This window comes from Pseudomonas retamae, assembly GCF_043496865.1.
GTDB lineage: Bacteria > Pseudomonadota > Gammaproteobacteria > Pseudomonadales > Pseudomonadaceae > Aquipseudomonas > Aquipseudomonas retamae.
Genome location: NZ_JBIEIL010000002.1, coordinates 233,812 through 248,073, shown reverse-complemented (window position 1 = coordinate 248,073; position 14,262 = coordinate 233,812). Strand labels below are relative to the sequence as shown.

The window sequence follows — 14,262 nt, the reverse complement described above, 5'->3', positions numbered from 1 at the left end:
GGGCGCCTTACTCCACAAACAAAGTGGTGGGTTGTTCGATCAGGCCGCGAATGGCCTGGATGAAGAGCGCCGCGTCCATGCCATCGACCACGCGGTGATCGAACGAGCTGGACAGGTTCATCATCTTGCGGATCACCACCTGGCCTTTGACGACCATCGGTCGTTCAACGATTTTGTTCACGCCGACGATCGCCACTTCCGGCAGGTTCAGCACCGGCGTGCTGACGATGCCGCCCAGCGCACCGAGGCTGGTCAAGGTGATGGTCGAACCGGACAACTCGTCGCGGCTGGCCTTGCCGTTGCGCGCGGCACTGGCCAGGCGCGAAATCTCCGCAGCGCTGTCCCACAGGCTGCGCGCTTCGGCGTGACGCACCACCGGCACCATCAGGCCGACATCGCTTTGCGTGGCGACGCCGACATGCACCGCGCCGAGGCGGGTGATGACTTGCGCTTCGTCGTCGTAACGGGCGTTCATCTGCGGAAAGTCGCGCAGGGCCACGACCAGTGCACGCACGAGGAACGGCAACAAGGTCAACTTGCCACGGCTGGCACCGTGCTTTTCGTTGAGGTGCGCGCGCAATTCTTCGATGGCGGTGACATCGATTTCCTCGACATAACTGAAATGCGCGGCACGCTGCGTGGCGTCCTGCATGCGCTGGGCGATTTTGCGGCGCATGCCGATCACTTGAATCTGTTCTTCGTCGTTGCGCTGGGCATAAGCAGCGGCAGCGGGCGCCGAGGCGTTCGACTGACCTTGCGCGAGATAGGCTTCAAGGTCTTCGTGAAGCACGCGACCGGCCGGGCCGCTGCCGCGCACCAGGCGCAATTGAATACCCAGATCCAGCGCATGTTTACGTACGGCTGGCGAGGCGAGCGGGCGTTCGTCTGCTTCGCGAGCCACCATCGGGCCTTGGCAAACAGGAGCAGGGCGTGGCGCGGCTGCGGCAGGTTTACTCTCAACGACGGTTTCAACTGTCGGCGCCGCAGGCTCTTTGGTCACAACCGGAGCGGCGGACTCTTTAAGGTTGCCAGCGCCTTCCACTTCAATGCTGATCAGCACACTGCCGACCGCCATCACTTCCCCCGGCTGACCACCGAGCGCAATCACCTTGCCATGCACCGGCGACGGAATATCGACCATCGCCTTGTCGGTCATCACGTCCGCCAGTACCTGATCTTCAACCACCAGATCGCCGACCTTGACGTGCCATTGCGACAGTTCCACTTCTGCGATGCCTTCGCCAATGTCCGGCATCTTGATAACGTGCGTGCCCATTCAGACCTCCATGACCCGTTTCAACGCCGCGCCTACTCGGGACGGCCCTGGGAAATACGCCCACTCCTGCGCGTGCGGGTAGGGGGTGTCCCAACCGGTGACGCGTTCGATCGGCGCTTCCAGGTGATGGAAGCAATGCTCTTGCACCAGCGAGACCAGTTCGGCGCCGAAACCGCAGGTGCGGGTGGCTTCGTGAACCACCACACAACGGCCGGTTTTCTTCACCGATTTGACGATGGTGTCCAGGTCCAGCGGCCACAGGCTGCGCAGGTCGATGACTTCGGCATCCACGCCGGATTCTTCGGCCGCCACTTGTGACACGTAGACGGTGGTGCCGTAGGTCAGCACGGTCACGTCCTTGCCTGGACGGGTGATCGCGGCGACGTCCAGCGGCACGGTGTAATAACCGTCCGGCACTTGGGCTTGGGGGTGTTTCGACCAAGGGGTTACCGGGCGGTCGTGGTGGCCGTCGAACGGGCCGTTGTACAGGCGTTTCGGCTCGAGAAAGATCACCGGATCATCGTTTTCGATGGAGGCGATCAGCAGGCCTTTGGCGTCGTACGGGTTGGACGGCATCACCGTGCGCAGACCACAGACCTGAGTGAACATCGCTTCAATGCTCTGGCTGTGGGTCTGGCCGCCATAAATGCCGCCGCCGCACGGCATGCGCAGGGTCATCGGTGCGGTGAACTCGCCGGCCGAGCGGTAACGCAGGCGCGCCGCTTCGGAAATGATCTGATCGGAAGCCGGATAGACGTAGTCGGCGAACTGGATCTCAGCGACCGGACGCAGACCGTAAGCGCCCATGCCTACGGCCACGCCGACGATGCCGCTTTCGGAGATCGGTGCGTCGAACACCCGCGAGGTGCCGTACTTGCTCTGCAGGCCTTCGGTGCAGCGGAACACGCCGCCGAAGTAGCCGACGTCCTGACCGAACACGACAACGTTGTCATCACGCTCAAGCATCACATCCATGGCCGAGCGCAGGGCCTGGATCATGGTCATGGTGGTCGTGGTCATGGCGGTTTCCAGCTGAATATTGTTGTTGTGATCGTTCATCTCAGATCCCCAGCTGCTGACGCTGGCGCTTCAAGTGCTCCGGCATCTCTTTGTAGACGTCTTCGAACATGGTCGCGGCGCTTGGGATCTGGCCGCCGGCGAGGGTGCCGTACTGTTCGGCTTGTTTCTGCGCAGCAATCACTTCGGCTTCGAGTTCGGCGCTGACGGCAGCGTGCTCTTCGTCCGACCAGTGACCGACCTTGATCAGGTGCTGCTTCAGACGCGCGATCGGATCGCCGAGCGGGAAGTGGCTCCAGTCATCGGCCGGGCGGTATTTGGATGGATCATCAGAGGTCGAGTGTGGGCCGGCGCGGTAGGTGACCCATTCGATCATGGTCGGGCCGAGGTTGCGCCGGGCGCGTTCGGCAGCCCAGGCAGAGGCGGCGTAGACCGCGTAGAAGTCGTTGCCATCGACCCGCAGCGAGGCGATGCCGCAACCGACGCCGCGTCCGGCGAAGGTGGTCGCTTCACCACCGGCGATCGCCTGGAAGGTCGAGATCGCCCACTGGTTGTTGACCACATTGAGGATCACCGGCGCACGGTAGACGTGGGCGAAGGTGAGGGCAGTGTGGAAGTCCGATTCGGCGGTGGCGCCATCGCCAATCCACGCCGAGGCGATTTTCGTATCGCCCTTGATCGCCGAGGCCATGCCCCAGCCCACGCCCTGAATGAACTGGGTGGCGAGGTTGCCGGAAATCGTAAAGAAGCCGGCGTCCTTGACCGAGTACATGATCGGCAACTGACGGCCCTTGAGCGGATCGCGCTCGTTGGACAACAGTTGGCAGATCAGGTCGACCAGCGGCACGTCGCGGGCCATCAGAATGCTTTGCTGGCGATAGGTCGGGAAGCACATGTCATCGATGTTCAGCGCCAATGCCTGGGCGCTGCCGATGGCTTCTTCGCCAAGGCTCTGCATGTAGAACGACATTTTTTTCTGCCGCTGGGCAACGACCATGCGGTTGTCGTAAATGCGCGTCTTGAGCATCGCGCGCATGCCTTTGCGCAGGATTTCGACCGGCACGTTTTCGGCCCACGGACCGAGGGCGTTGCCCTGATCGTCGAGCACGCGAATCAGGCCGCGCGCGAGGTCGGCGGTGTCGGCAGGTTCTACATCGATGGGAGGTTTGCGCACCGTGCCTGCGTCGGTCAGATGCAGGTAGGAGAAATCGGTTTTGCAGCCTGGGCGGCCCGAGGGTTCAGGGACGTGCAGACGCAGCGGTTCATACGCTTGGGTCATGGCTTCTACGCTCGATCTTGTGAATTTCTTGTAGTGAGCTGGCAGTCATTCCTCGGTAGAAGAAATCTTGTCCTACAACAATCATAGGCGCGGCCAAGAAGAATATTTATCTGTGTTTCATTGCGCCGGAGGTGATTTGCAGATAGAAATTCTGCATAAACATAAAAAACAGGTGGTTTTGTCTCATGCGCAAACTGGACCGTACCGACATCGGCATTCTCAACAGCCTTCAGGAGAACGCGCGCATCACCAACGCCGACCTCGCCCGTTCGGTGAATCTATCGCCGACGCCGTGCTTCAACCGGGTCAAGGCCATGGAAGAACTGGGGCTGATCCGCGAGCAGGTGACGCTACTGGATGCCGACCTGCTGGGGCTGCATGTGAACGTGTTTATCCACGTCAGCCTGGAAAAACAGGTTGAGGAGGCGCTGCAGCATTTCGAGGAGGCGATCTCGGATCGTCCGGAAGTGATGGAGTGCTACCTGATGGCCGGCGACCCGGACTATCTGATCCGGGTGCTGGTGCCGACGATTCAATCGCTTGAGCGCTTCATGATGGATTTTCTGACCAAGGTGCCGGGGGTGGCGAACATCCGCTCGAGTTTCGCCCTGAAGCAGGTGCGCTATAAGACGGCGTTGCCGTTGCCTGCCAACGGCCTGACCCTGGGCGCATAACGTGATCTGATCTACCCGACCCGACCCGACCCGACCCAGCCCGACCCGGCCTGCCGAGGCCGATCGTGCCCACGCTCCGCGTGGGAATGCATCCCGTGACGCTCTGCGTCACTTCCTGAGGCGGAACGCGGAGCGTCCCTGGCGGCATTCCCACGCAGAGCGTGGGAACGATCAGCTTTGGGGGCCTGACCAGGGGTCAGAGTTTGTTGAGCGGAATCTTCAGGTACACCACGCCATTGTCTTCCGCCGCCGGTAGATGCCCCGCCCGCACGTTCACCTGAATGGCCGGCAACAACAGCGTCGGCATACCCAGGCCGGCATCGCGTCGGGTGCGCATTTCGACAAACGTCGCTTCGTCGATGCCGTCATGCACATGGATATTGCTTTTACGCTGCTCGCCGACCGTGGTCTGGCAATGTGATTGGCGGCCTTCGGGCGGGTAGTCGTGGCAGACGTAAAGCTTCACGCTGGCGGGGAAGGCCAGCAGTTTCTGAATCGAAGCGAACAGCTGATGGGCGTTGCCACCGGGGAAGTCGCAGCGCGCCGTGCCGACATCCGGCATGAACAACGTGTCGCCGACCAGAATCTGTTCGCCGTCGATCAGATAGGCCATGTCGGCCGGGGTGTGGCCGGGCACATGCAGGGCGGTGGCTTTGAGATTGCCGATGTGGAATGACTCGTTCGGCGCGAACAGATGGTCGAACTGCGAGCCGTCGACCGAGAATTCCGGCTCCAGATTGAACAGCGTCTTGAACACGTTCTGCACATGGCTGATCGAAGCACCGATGGCGATTTTCCCACCCAGCTTCTGCCGCAGATACGGCGCAGCGGAGAGGTGATCGGCGTGGGCGTGGGTTTCCAGCAGCCATTGCACTTGCAATTGATGCGCCTCGACAAACGCAATGATCCTGTCCGCCTGCACGGTGCCGGTGCGACCGGCGGCGCCGTCGTAATCGAGCACCGGGTCGACGATTGCGCACTGGCCGCCATCCGCTTCGTAGACCACATAGCTGTAGGTCGAAGAGGCGGGGTCGAGGAAAGCTTCAATCTGCGCGGGCATGGACACCAACCTGAACGAGGAAAATGGGTTGCAACACTTTATCTAAAAACATAATGTTCGCAGCTTAAGTGACCTTCAAGGCCTCGTGCAAATGCAATCCAGTCTGACCGAATGTGAAGTCGCCCAACTGCGCGCCTCGGCCTCCAAGGCCTGCGCGCTGCTCAAGGCTCTGGCCAATGAGGATCGCCTGCTGATCCTCTGTCAACTGACCCAGGGCGAACGCAACGTCGGCGAACTCGAAACCATGACCGGCGTACGCCAGCCGACGCTGTCCCAGCAATTGGGCATCCTGCGTGACGAAGGGCTCGTCGCCACCCGCCGAGAAGGCAAGTACATCTTTTACGGCCTCGCCAGTCACGAAGTGATCCAGGTGATGAAGACCCTGTCCGGGCTTTATTGCGGGGCGGTGCTCAAAACTTTGGGCCATCAATAAATGCCAGCCATCACGCTATTCCCCTGTGGGAGCGAGCCTGCTCGCGATAGCGGTGTGTCAGTCAACGAATGTGTTGGCTGACCTATCGCTTTCGCGAGCAGGCTCGCTCCCACATTGGTTGTTGTGGTGAGCCAAAAAAATCCTTGCGTGCAACAAAAGGAACAAGCAATGAACGATCAACACTGGGGCCCATCCATCAGTGCCGATATCGTGGTCATCGGTGGCGGTTCGGCCGGTATTGCGGTCGTTGCCAGCCTGCTCAAGCGTGATTCGGCGCTGAACATCACCGTGATCGAACCGAGCACTCACCATTACTATCAGCCGGCCTGGACACTGGTCGGCGGCGGCGCCTTCGATGTCAAGGACAGCGCCAGGCCAATGTCCAAAGTCATGCCCCGGCAAGCGCGGTGGGTGCAAGCGGCGGTCACCGCCATCGACCCCGACCAACGTCAACTCACCCTCAACGATCAGCGCACGGTCAGCTATCAGAATCTGATCGTCTGCCCGGGCCTGCGCCTGGCCTGGGAGAAAATCGAAGGCCTGCAGGACAGTCTCGGCCAGCACGGGGTGACTTCCAATTACAGCTATCAGCACGCGCAATACACCTGGGATCAGGTGCAGAAACTGCGCGATGGCCGAGCGCTGTTCACCCAGCCGGCGATGCCGATCAAGTGCGCCGGCGCACCGCAAAAAGCCTTGTACCTGTCCTGCGATCACTGGCGCAAAAACGCGGTGCTGAACAGTATCGAGGTGGAATTCAACCTCGCGGGCGCGGCGTTGTTCGGTGTGGCGACCTTTGTGCCGCCGTTGATGAAATACATCGAAAAATACAACGCGCAACTGGCCTTCAATTCCAATCTGGTGAAAGTTGACGGCCCGGCGCAAACCGCGTGGTTCGAGGTCAAGGATGCCGAGGGCAACGTCAGCCGCGTGGCGAAAACCTTCGACTTGCTGCATGTCGTGCCACCGCAGGTTTCGCCGGATTTCATCGCGCACAGTCCGCTGGCCGACGCCGCCGGCTGGTGCGAAGTCGACCCGCACCGCCTGCAACATCCGCGCTTTCCCGAGGTGTTTGCCTTGGGTGATATCTGCGGCACCAGCAACGCGAAAACCGCTGCGGCGGTGCGTAAGCAAGTTGTAGTTGTTGCGCAAAATCTCTTGGCCGCACGCCAGCAGCAAGCGCTGCCGCTGAAGTACGACGGCTATGGTTCCTGCCCGCTGACGGTGGAGAAGGGCAAGGTGATTCTGGCCGAGTTCGGCTATGGCGGGAAATTGCTGCCGACCTTTGCCCTGGACCCGACCGTTGCGCGCCGCTCGGCGTGGTGGCTCAAGGCGACGCTGCTGCCGTGGTTCTACTGGAACGGCATGCTCAAGGGCCGCGAATGGCTGACCCGCCTGTCCAGAGTCGACTGAGAAAACCTTATGTGGCTGGCAAGTGTGTTTGGCGTGGTGATGGGCCTGGTGCTGGGTTTGACCGGCGCGGGTGGCGGGATTCTCGCGGTGCCGGCGCTGGTGCTCGGCCTCGGCTGGAGCATGACGCAAGCGGCGCCGGTGGCGTTGTTTGCGGTGGGCAGCGCGGCGGCAGTCGGCGCTATCGATGGCTTGCGCCACGGCTTGGTGCGCTATCGCGCGGCGATGCTGATCGCAGCACTGGGCGCGGTGTTTTCGCCGCTGGGGATCTATTTCGCGCATCAGTTGCCGGAAAAGGTGCTGATGATCCTGTTCAGCCTGCTGATGGTCATGGTCGCCTGGCGCATGTTCAGAAAAGAGCGCCAACAAGCGGGGCCGAGCGATCACGGCCACGCCAGTTGGGGCCAGAAAAACTGCATGCTCAACGAGCAGACTGGGCGCTTCGACTGGACCGCCAAATGCACCGCGACCCTGGCGGCGTTGGGCGCAGTCACGGGCGTGGTCTCAGGCTTGCTCGGGGTCGGTGGCGGTTTTCTGATTGTGCCGGCGTTCAAGCAACTGACCGACGTGCAGATGCGCGGCATTGTCGCCACGTCGTTGATGGTGATCAGCCTGATTTCGGCGATCGGTGTGGTCGGCGCGTTTCATGCCGGGGTGCGCATCGACAGCCAGGGCGCGGCGTTCATTATCGCCAGCGTGGTCGGCATGATCATCGGCCGCAAACTTTGTGCGCGGGTGCCGGCGCGGGCCTTGCAGGTCGGGTTTGCCAGTGTATGTGTCGTGGTGGCGGGGTACATGTTGCTGCGGGCCTGAGGTGAAACCATCGCAGCCCGGCCCGGGCTGCGATGACTCAGCGAGTTACAACACCAGATGCGGCAGCCACAGGGAGATGGCTGGCACGTAGGTCACCAGCAGCAGCACCATGAACAGCACGGCGTAGAACGGCAGCAGTGCTTTTACGGTACTTTCGATGCTGACTTTGCCGATCGCCGAGCCGACGAACAGCACGGCTCCCACGGGCGGCGTTATCAATCCGATTCCCAGGTTGACCAGCATGATCATGCCGAACTGCACCGGGTCGACACCGATACCCAGAATCACCGGCATCAGGATCGGCGTGAGGATCAGGATCAGCGGCGCCATGTCCATCACCGTGCCGAGCAACAGCAGCATGACGTTGATGCACATCAGGATCACGTAGCGGTTGTCCGACAGGGTCAGGAACAGCGTGGTGATCTTCGCCGGAATCTGCATCAGGGTCATGACGTAGCCGAAGCTGGCGGCGAAACCGATCAGGATCATTACGATGGAAATCGTCCGCACGGTGCGGTGCATCAGTTTCGGCAGTTCGCTCCACTTGTAGTCGCGGTAGATGAACATGGTCACGAAGAACGACCACAGCACAGCGATGGCCGCCGATTCGGTGGCGGTGAAAATCCCCGAGAGGATACCGCCGAGAATGATCACCATGGCCATCATGCCCCACAGCGCTTCGCCGACGATTTTCAACGCCTGGCGCATCGGGATCACTTCACCCTTGGGGTAGTTGCGCTTTTTCGCGAAGATCAGGCACAGCACCATCAGGCAGGCGCTCATCATCAGGCCCGGGACGATGCCGGCCATGAACAGCGAGGCAATCGACACCGTACCGCCGGCGGCCAGCGAGTAGAGCACCGAGTTATGGCTTGGCGGGGTCAGCAGGGCCTGCACCGAACCGCTGACGGTCACGGCGGTGGAGAATTCCCGTGGATAGCCCTTGCGTTCCATTTCCGGAATCAGCACCGAACCCACCGAGGCGGTATCCGCTACGGAGGAGCCGGAGATCGCGCCGAAGAAGGTCGAGGCGACGATGTTGACCAGCGACAGGCCACCGCGCACGAAACCCACCAGCACCCCGGCACACGCCACCAGGCGGCGCGACATGCCGCCCTCGGCCATGATCGCACCGGCGAGGACGAAGAACGGAATCGCCAGCAGGGAGAACTTGTTCACCCCCGAGGCGACCTGGATCATCACCGCCTGGAACGGAATGTCGATCCACCACGCACCGATCAGCGCCGCAGCGCCCAACGCATAGGCGACCGGCATGCCGACCAGGATCAATACGATAAAACTGCCCAGCAGAATCAGAGCGTCCATTAAGCGGTACCTTCACTTTCTTCAACCAGGTCGAACTGCACGACCCGACGTTTGCTCTGGTCACCGAGCAAGAGTTTTTCCAGCACGAAAATCAGTGTCAGCAAGCCACCCAGCGGAATCGGCAGATAGGTCACGCCAACCCGCAGGTCGGGCAGGGCGGCCATGAACTGGTTCCAGGTCGACATGCACAGCTTGGCGCCCCAAATGGTCATGAAGATGCAGATCGCTGCCATCAGCAGTTGGGAGAAAATCGCCGCGGCGGATTTCAGCTGCGGCGGCATGCGGTCGGTGAGCATGGCCACGGCCATGTGCGCACCGGCGCGGTAACTGGCGGCGGCGCCGATAAAGGTGAACACCATCATCAGCAGGATCGCCGTGGGCTCCGGCCAGCTGGAGCCGGTGCCGAGTACATAGCGGGCGAATACGCCCCAGGGGATCATCAGGGAGATTGCCAGGACAGACAGGCCGGCGACCCAGATGCACGTCATGTAGATCTTGTCGTTGATACGCAGCAGCAGATTCTTCATCGGGTTCCACCGTAACCGGGCGCGCCTCGAACAGCAGGCGCGCCGGGCCTTTTTTCATGAGTACGGAGCGGGGGCGTTACTGAACGGCTTCGATTTTCTTGATCAGGTCAGCGTATTTCGCGCCGTACTTCTCGCGTACCGGAGCGGTGGCGTCGTAGAAGGGTTTCTTGTCGACGGTGATGAACTCGACGCCGGCGGCCTTGAGTTTTTCTTCGCTGGCAGCGGACTTCTTGTCCCACAGCACGCGTTCTTCAGCCTGGGCAGCCTTGGCAGCTTTCTTGACCAGGGTCTGCTGATCCGGGGTGAGTTTTTCCCAGGTGATTTTCGACATCACGATCGGCTCTGGCAGGATCAGGTGACCGGTCAGGCTGTAGAACTTGGCATTCTGGAAGTGGTTGTGTTCGAGCAGGGTCGGCGGGTTGTTTTCCGCGCCGTCGATCACCCCGGTCTGCAGGGCGCTGAAGATCTCGCCGGTGTCCATGGCGATGCCGTTGCCGCCCATGGCGTTCATCATGTCGATGAACATCGGGTTGCCTTGCACGCGGATTTTCATGCCCTTGAGGTCTTCGAGCTTGCGCACCGGTTTTTTGGTGTAGATGTTGCGCGTGCCGCCGTCCATCCAGGCCAGGGCCACCAGGCCGAATTCAGAGTTGGTGATCTTGTCGAGGATCTCGTCGCCCACCGGGCCATCGATGACGTTACGCATATGCTGTTGATCGCGGAAGATGAACGGCATGTTGAACACGTTCACGTCCGGCACCACCGGGCCGACGATCCCCAGGCTGACGCGCGACAGCTGGACCGCGCCGACCTGCATCTGCTCGATGACTTCCTTTTCCGAACCCAGCACACCGCCCGGGAAATATTGGAAAGTCAGCTCGCCGTTGGTTTCCTTGGTCAGGGTATCGCCCATGGATTTTTCAGCCACCACGGTTGGGTAACCGGCGGGGTGAATGTCGGCGAATTTCAGTTTCATCTCCGCCTGGGCGGCACCGGCAAAGGTGAAGATCAGCGGGAGTGCAGCGGCGAGCAAGGTGCGTTTGAAGTTCATGGGGGTGAGTCTCCAGTCTTGTTATTTTTGTGTTCAAGGCGCAGCGGTGCAGCAGAGGGTTTAAAGCAAATCGTTGAACTGTGGTTCGGCGAGTCCTTTGACGCCGGGTTTCAGGGCGAACACGCCACCGGCCAGGGATTGCGAGTCGTGGTCGTCGCCGGGGCGAATCGAGGCGACAAACAGGGTGCTCATGTCGCTGCCGCCGAAGGCACACATGGTCGGTTTCTTCACCGGCACTTCCAGTGAGAAATCCAGACGACCGTCCGGGGCGAAACGGTGAATCAGGCCGGCATCGTTGGCGCAGATCCAGTAGCAACCTTCGCCATCCACGGCGGCGCCATCGGGACGGCCGGGGAAGTGGTTCATGTCGACAAACACCCGGCGGTTCGACGGTGTGCCGGTCTCGGTGTCGTAGTCGAACGCCCAGATCAGTTGCACGTCGGGGTGCGAATCCGACAGGTACATGATCTTGCCGTCCGGGCTGAAGCCGAGGCCGTTGGGCACGATGAAGCCGTCGAGTTGCGCTTCGATCACGCCAGACTGCCCGGCGCCGTAACGATAGAGCCGACCTTCAGGCGCATTCAGGCCCATGTTCAGCACCATGCTGCCGGCCCAGAAACGCCCTTGACGGTCGCAGCGACCATCGTTGAGGCGCATGTCGGCGCGGCTGTGTTCGACGCTGGCGAGCAATTCGCTGTCGAGGCTGCCGTCGCTGTGCGGGTGCAGGCGAAAGAAACCGCTTTCCATGCCGGCAACCCAGCCGCCACTGCGGTGGCGGCTGATGCAGGCGAGCATTTCTGGCGCTTTCCACGACGCCACGTGACCGCTGTCGGCGCTCCAGCGTTGCAGCCCGCCGTTGGGAATGTCGACCCAGTACAGGGCGTTTTCCTCGGCGACCCAGACCGGGCTTTCGCCCACAGCGTTGCGTGCGTCGACGATCAATTCGGCTTGCATACTGATTACCTCGTGTCGTGGTCGCAGGGATCAGTCGCCGAACGGGCCGGCCGCCACAAAGGCGCCACCCTGGTAGATTCGCGCCGGGTCGTCAGCCGCCGGCATCGGTTGTGCTTCGACCTTGTCGCGGAACACTTCCGAGCTGTCCTTGGCTTTATAACCGAGGTGGCTGGCGTAGCGGTTGTCCCACCACACGTCTTTGTTGTCGGACATGCCATAGACCACGGTGTGACCGACGTTCGGTGTGTACAGCGAACGTTCGATCAGTTGCGTGAGGTCGTCGAAGCTCAGCCAGGTGTGCATCATCCGGCGGTTCTGCGGTTCCGGGAACGAAGAGCCGATGCGGATGCTGACGGTTTCGATGCCGTAACGATCGAAGTAGAAACTGGCCATGTCTTCGCCGTAGGACTTGGACAGACCGTAGTAGCCGTCAGGGCGGCGCGGGGAGCTGGCGTCGAGTTTTTCGTCTTGCTTGTAGAAGCCGATGACGTGGTTGGAGCTGGCAAAAATCACCCGCTTCACACCATGCTTGCGTGCCGCTTCGTAGATGTGAAACACGCCGCTGATGTTGGCGCCGAGGATTTCTTCGAACGGGCGCTCGACCGAGACACCGCCGAAATGCAGGATCGCGTCGACCCCATCGACCAGTTGATGCACGGCCTGTTTGTCGGCCAGATCGCAGAGCACGACTTCTTCGTGATCATCGACGGCCGGGGCGAGGGCGGCGATGTCGGACAAACGCAGCACATTGGCGTAAGGACGCAGGCGTTCGCGCAGGACTTTGCCCAGGCCACCGGCAGCGCCGGTCAGCAGCAGGCGATTGAATGGAGCGCGCGGAGTAGAGGTAGACGTCATGGCAATCCCTGAACACATTGTTATTAGGTTTGTTGTAGGTTGTCGTATGACTGCGCTGAAGTATCGGTAGGGTTCCGGGAACTTGTCAACGCGACTTTTGGTGTAGATGACGGAAGGGCCGAATCATTTCCTCAACCCCTGATACTCGCCTTGCAATGCAATCCCCTTGTGGGAGCGAGCCTGCTCGCGAAGGCGGTGTGTCAGTCACATCAAGTCGACTGATCTGGCGCTTTCGCGAGCAGGCTCGCTCCCACAGAGGAGGTGCGTGAACGCGCCAACCGTTACAACAACGAAATCGGATAGCTGATGAAGATCCGGTTCTCGTCGAACTCGTTGGTGCTGAAGTCGCGGCGGATGGTCGCGTTGCGCCATTTCACGTTGAGGCTTTTCAGCGGGCCGCTCTGCACGGTGTAGGCCAGTTCCGATTCGCGGCCCCATTCCTTGCCGTCGTTGGTGCTGGCGGTGTGCACGTTGTCACCGCTGATGTAGCGGTTCATCAGGGTCAGGCCGGGAATGCCGAGGGCGACGAAGTTGTAGTCGTGGCGCAACTGCCAGGAGCGTTCCTTGGCGTTGTCATAACTGGCGTTGTAACTGTCGTTGGCCAGGGTCCCGCCGCTGGTGCCGTTGACCCGCATCCAGGCATCGTCACCGGTGAGTTTCTGCAGGCCGACGTAGAAGGTGTTGCCGCCGTATTTGGCCGAGAGCATGGCAAACGCGGTCTTGTTGTCGAGGTCGCCGGCCTGAGCGCTGCCGTCTTCCTTGCCGGTGAAGAAACCGAGGTTGGCGCCCAGGGTCCAGTCGCCGAGCGGCTGGCTGTGGCTGAGGTTGAAATACTGCTGCTGGTAGATGTCAGTCAGCTCGGCATACCACACGCCGACCATGGTGCGCTTTTCATTGAAGGTGTATTCGCCGCCGCCGAAGTTAAAGCGATCGGAAGTGAACGCGCCGCGGCCGTTCATCGACATGTCTTCCATGCTCGCATCGTTGCGCGGGCTGTTGCCACGGAACTGGCCGCCGTAAACGGTCAGGCCGTTGATCTCGGTGGACGTAATCTGGCCACCGCGGAAGGTTTGCGGCAGCGAACGACCGTCGTCGGAGCGCAGGATCGGCAACACTGGCATCCACTCACCGACTTTCAATTCGGTCTTCGACACCTTGGCCTTGAGCGCGACACCGAGGCGACCGAAGTTGTCCGCCGGGCGCCCGTCATCGTGGATCGGCAGCAGTTGCGTGCCGCCGGTGCCTTTGCCGCCATCGAGCTTTTGCGAGTACAACCCGAGCACATCGAGGCCGAAGCCGACGGTGCCCTGGGTGAAACCGGATTTGGCATCGAGGATGAAGCTCTGCGTCCACTCTTCAGCCTTGCCCTGCGGGTTGGCCGGGTTGACGAAGTTGCGGTTGAAGTAGGCGTTGCGCAGGTTCAGCGTGGCTTTGCTGTCCTCGAGGAAACCTTCGGCCTGGGCGCTCATCGGCAGGGCGAGGACCAGACTGCTGCAGCCAATCAGGCTCAGGGTCGAACGCGGTTTGAAATTGGAAACAGGTGAAGGGCGGACGGAATTGCGGGCGAGTGTGCTCACTGTGACGCTC

The 14,262-nt window shown here is 61.2% G+C and carries 14 protein-coding genes; 4 read left to right on the top strand and 10 right to left on the bottom strand.

The window, feature by feature from the left end:
- Positions 1-7: 7 nt before the first annotated feature.
- The 3 genes from ACGSLL_RS04225 to ACGSLL_RS04215 are packed head-to-tail and all read right to left on the bottom strand — an operon-like array spanning position 8 to position 3,572.
- Positions 8-1,276: a dihydrolipoamide acetyltransferase family protein gene (locus ACGSLL_RS04225; RefSeq protein WP_394503478.1), complete on the bottom strand. Its 1,269-nt coding sequence runs from the start codon at positions 1,274-1,276 to the stop codon at positions 8-10.
- A complete protein-coding gene (locus tag ACGSLL_RS04220) occupies positions 1,277-2,335 on the bottom strand; it encodes an alpha-ketoacid dehydrogenase subunit beta (protein WP_394503476.1) in 1,059 nt (352 codons plus the stop codon).
- Between the two features lies 1 nt (position 2,336).
- Positions 2,337-3,572 (bottom strand): 3-methyl-2-oxobutanoate dehydrogenase (2-methylpropanoyl-transferring) subunit alpha, encoded by a 1,236-nt coding sequence (locus ACGSLL_RS04215; protein WP_208940703.1) that lies wholly within the window; start codon positions 3,570-3,572, stop codon positions 2,337-2,339.
- 185 nt (positions 3,573-3,757) lie between these two features.
- Here ACGSLL_RS04215 and bkdR point away from each other — a divergent pair, with 185 nt between their 5' ends.
- Complete coding sequence (bkdR, locus tag ACGSLL_RS04210) at positions 3,758-4,246, top strand: Bkd operon transcriptional regulator BkdR (protein WP_025111414.1); 489 nt, start codon at positions 3,758-3,760, stop codon at positions 4,244-4,246.
- Between the two features lie 196 nt (positions 4,247-4,442).
- Here the strand turns inward: bkdR and ACGSLL_RS04205 are convergent, their stop codons facing one another.
- Positions 4,443-5,306, bottom strand: a complete 864-nt coding sequence (locus ACGSLL_RS04205) for an MBL fold metallo-hydrolase (RefSeq protein WP_394503473.1) — start codon at positions 5,304-5,306, stop codon at positions 4,443-4,445.
- Positions 5,307-5,397: 91 nt separating this feature from the next.
- Here ACGSLL_RS04205 and ACGSLL_RS04200 point away from each other — a divergent pair, with 91 nt between their 5' ends.
- The 3 genes from ACGSLL_RS04200 to ACGSLL_RS04190 all read left to right on the top strand — a co-directional run bounded on the left by ACGSLL_RS04200 (position 5,398) and on the right by ACGSLL_RS04190 (position 7,962).
- Positions 5,398-5,739 carry an ArsR/SmtB family transcription factor gene (locus tag ACGSLL_RS04200; RefSeq protein WP_093102455.1) on the top strand — a complete coding sequence of 114 codons (342 nt, stop codon included), beginning with the start codon at positions 5,398-5,400 and terminating at the stop codon, positions 5,737-5,739.
- A gap of 168 nt (positions 5,740-5,907) precedes the next feature.
- Complete coding sequence (locus ACGSLL_RS04195; RefSeq protein WP_394503470.1) at positions 5,908-7,152, top strand: NAD(P)/FAD-dependent oxidoreductase; 1,245 nt, start codon at positions 5,908-5,910, stop codon at positions 7,150-7,152.
- Between the two features lie 9 nt (positions 7,153-7,161).
- Entirely contained in the window at positions 7,162-7,962 is an 801-nt protein-coding gene (locus ACGSLL_RS04190) for a sulfite exporter TauE/SafE family protein (RefSeq protein ID WP_394503468.1), read from the top strand.
- A gap of 45 nt (positions 7,963-8,007) precedes the next feature.
- Here the strand turns inward: ACGSLL_RS04190 and ACGSLL_RS04185 are convergent, their stop codons facing one another.
- From ACGSLL_RS04185 to ACGSLL_RS04160, 6 genes are all read right to left on the bottom strand, one after another.
- Positions 8,008-9,288, bottom strand: coding sequence for a TRAP transporter large permease (locus tag ACGSLL_RS04185; protein WP_394503466.1), 1,281 nt, complete (start codon positions 9,286-9,288; stop codon positions 8,008-8,010).
- On the bottom strand, positions 9,288-9,815 hold the full coding sequence (locus ACGSLL_RS04180; protein ID WP_093102445.1) for a TRAP transporter small permease: 528 nt from the start codon (positions 9,813-9,815) through the stop codon (positions 9,288-9,290). Before ACGSLL_RS04180 ends, ACGSLL_RS04185 begins: the two co-directional genes overlap by 1 nt.
- Before the next feature lie 76 nt (positions 9,816-9,891).
- Positions 9,892-10,866 carry a TRAP transporter substrate-binding protein gene (locus tag ACGSLL_RS04175; RefSeq protein ID WP_394503463.1) on the bottom strand — a complete coding sequence of 325 codons (975 nt, stop codon included), beginning with the start codon at positions 10,864-10,866 and terminating at the stop codon, positions 9,892-9,894.
- A 60-nt stretch (positions 10,867-10,926) separates the two neighbouring features.
- On the bottom strand, positions 10,927-11,820 hold the full coding sequence (locus tag ACGSLL_RS04170) for an SMP-30/gluconolactonase/LRE family protein (RefSeq protein ID WP_394503461.1): 894 nt from the start codon (positions 11,818-11,820) through the stop codon (positions 10,927-10,929).
- Between the two features lie 30 nt (positions 11,821-11,850).
- Complete coding sequence (locus tag ACGSLL_RS04165) at positions 11,851-12,675, bottom strand: NAD-dependent epimerase/dehydratase family protein (protein WP_394503459.1); 825 nt, start codon at positions 12,673-12,675, stop codon at positions 11,851-11,853.
- A 281-nt stretch (positions 12,676-12,956) separates the two neighbouring features.
- Positions 12,957-14,252, bottom strand: a complete 1,296-nt coding sequence (locus ACGSLL_RS04160; RefSeq protein WP_394503457.1) for an OprD family porin — start codon at positions 14,250-14,252, stop codon at positions 12,957-12,959.
- Positions 14,253-14,262: the final 10 nt, after the last annotated feature.

What these genes read in the sequence shown, in the direction of transcription:
- ACGSLL_RS04220 (WP_394503476.1), bottom strand. Translation starts at nt 2,335, where the DNA reads ATGAACGATCACAACAACAATATTCAGCTGGAAACCGCCATGACCACG.
- ACGSLL_RS04200 (WP_093102455.1), top strand. Translation starts at nt 5,398, where the DNA reads ATGCAATCCAGTCTGACCGAATGTGAAGTCGCCCAACTGCGCGCCTCG.
- ACGSLL_RS04190 (WP_394503468.1), top strand. Translation starts at nt 7,162, where the DNA reads ATGTGGCTGGCAAGTGTGTTTGGCGTGGTGATGGGCCTGGTGCTGGGT.
- ACGSLL_RS04205 (WP_394503473.1), bottom strand. Translation starts at nt 5,306, where the DNA reads ATGCCCGCGCAGATTGAAGCTTTCCTCGACCCCGCCTCTTCGACCTAC.
- ACGSLL_RS04175 (WP_394503463.1), bottom strand. Translation starts at nt 10,866, where the DNA reads ATGAACTTCAAACGCACCTTGCTCGCCGCTGCACTCCCGCTGATCTTC.
- ACGSLL_RS04180 (WP_093102445.1), bottom strand. Translation starts at nt 9,815, where the DNA reads ATGAAGAATCTGCTGCTGCGTATCAACGACAAGATCTACATGACGTGC.
- ACGSLL_RS04165 (WP_394503459.1), bottom strand. Translation starts at nt 12,675, where the DNA reads ATGACGTCTACCTCTACTCCGCGCGCTCCATTCAATCGCCTGCTGCTG.
- ACGSLL_RS04195 (WP_394503470.1), top strand. Translation starts at nt 5,908, where the DNA reads ATGAACGATCAACACTGGGGCCCATCCATCAGTGCCGATATCGTGGTC.
- ACGSLL_RS04185 (WP_394503466.1), bottom strand. Translation starts at nt 9,288, where the DNA reads ATGGACGCTCTGATTCTGCTGGGCAGTTTTATCGTATTGATCCTGGTC.
- ACGSLL_RS04225 (WP_394503478.1), bottom strand. Translation starts at nt 1,276, where the DNA reads ATGGGCACGCACGTTATCAAGATGCCGGACATTGGCGAAGGCATCGCA.
- ACGSLL_RS04215 (WP_208940703.1), bottom strand. Translation starts at nt 3,572, where the DNA reads ATGACCCAAGCGTATGAACCGCTGCGTCTGCACGTCCCTGAACCCTCG.
- ACGSLL_RS04170 (WP_394503461.1), bottom strand. Translation starts at nt 11,820, where the DNA reads ATGCAAGCCGAATTGATCGTCGACGCACGCAACGCTGTGGGCGAAAGC.
- bkdR (WP_025111414.1), top strand. Translation starts at nt 3,758, where the DNA reads ATGCGCAAACTGGACCGTACCGACATCGGCATTCTCAACAGCCTTCAG.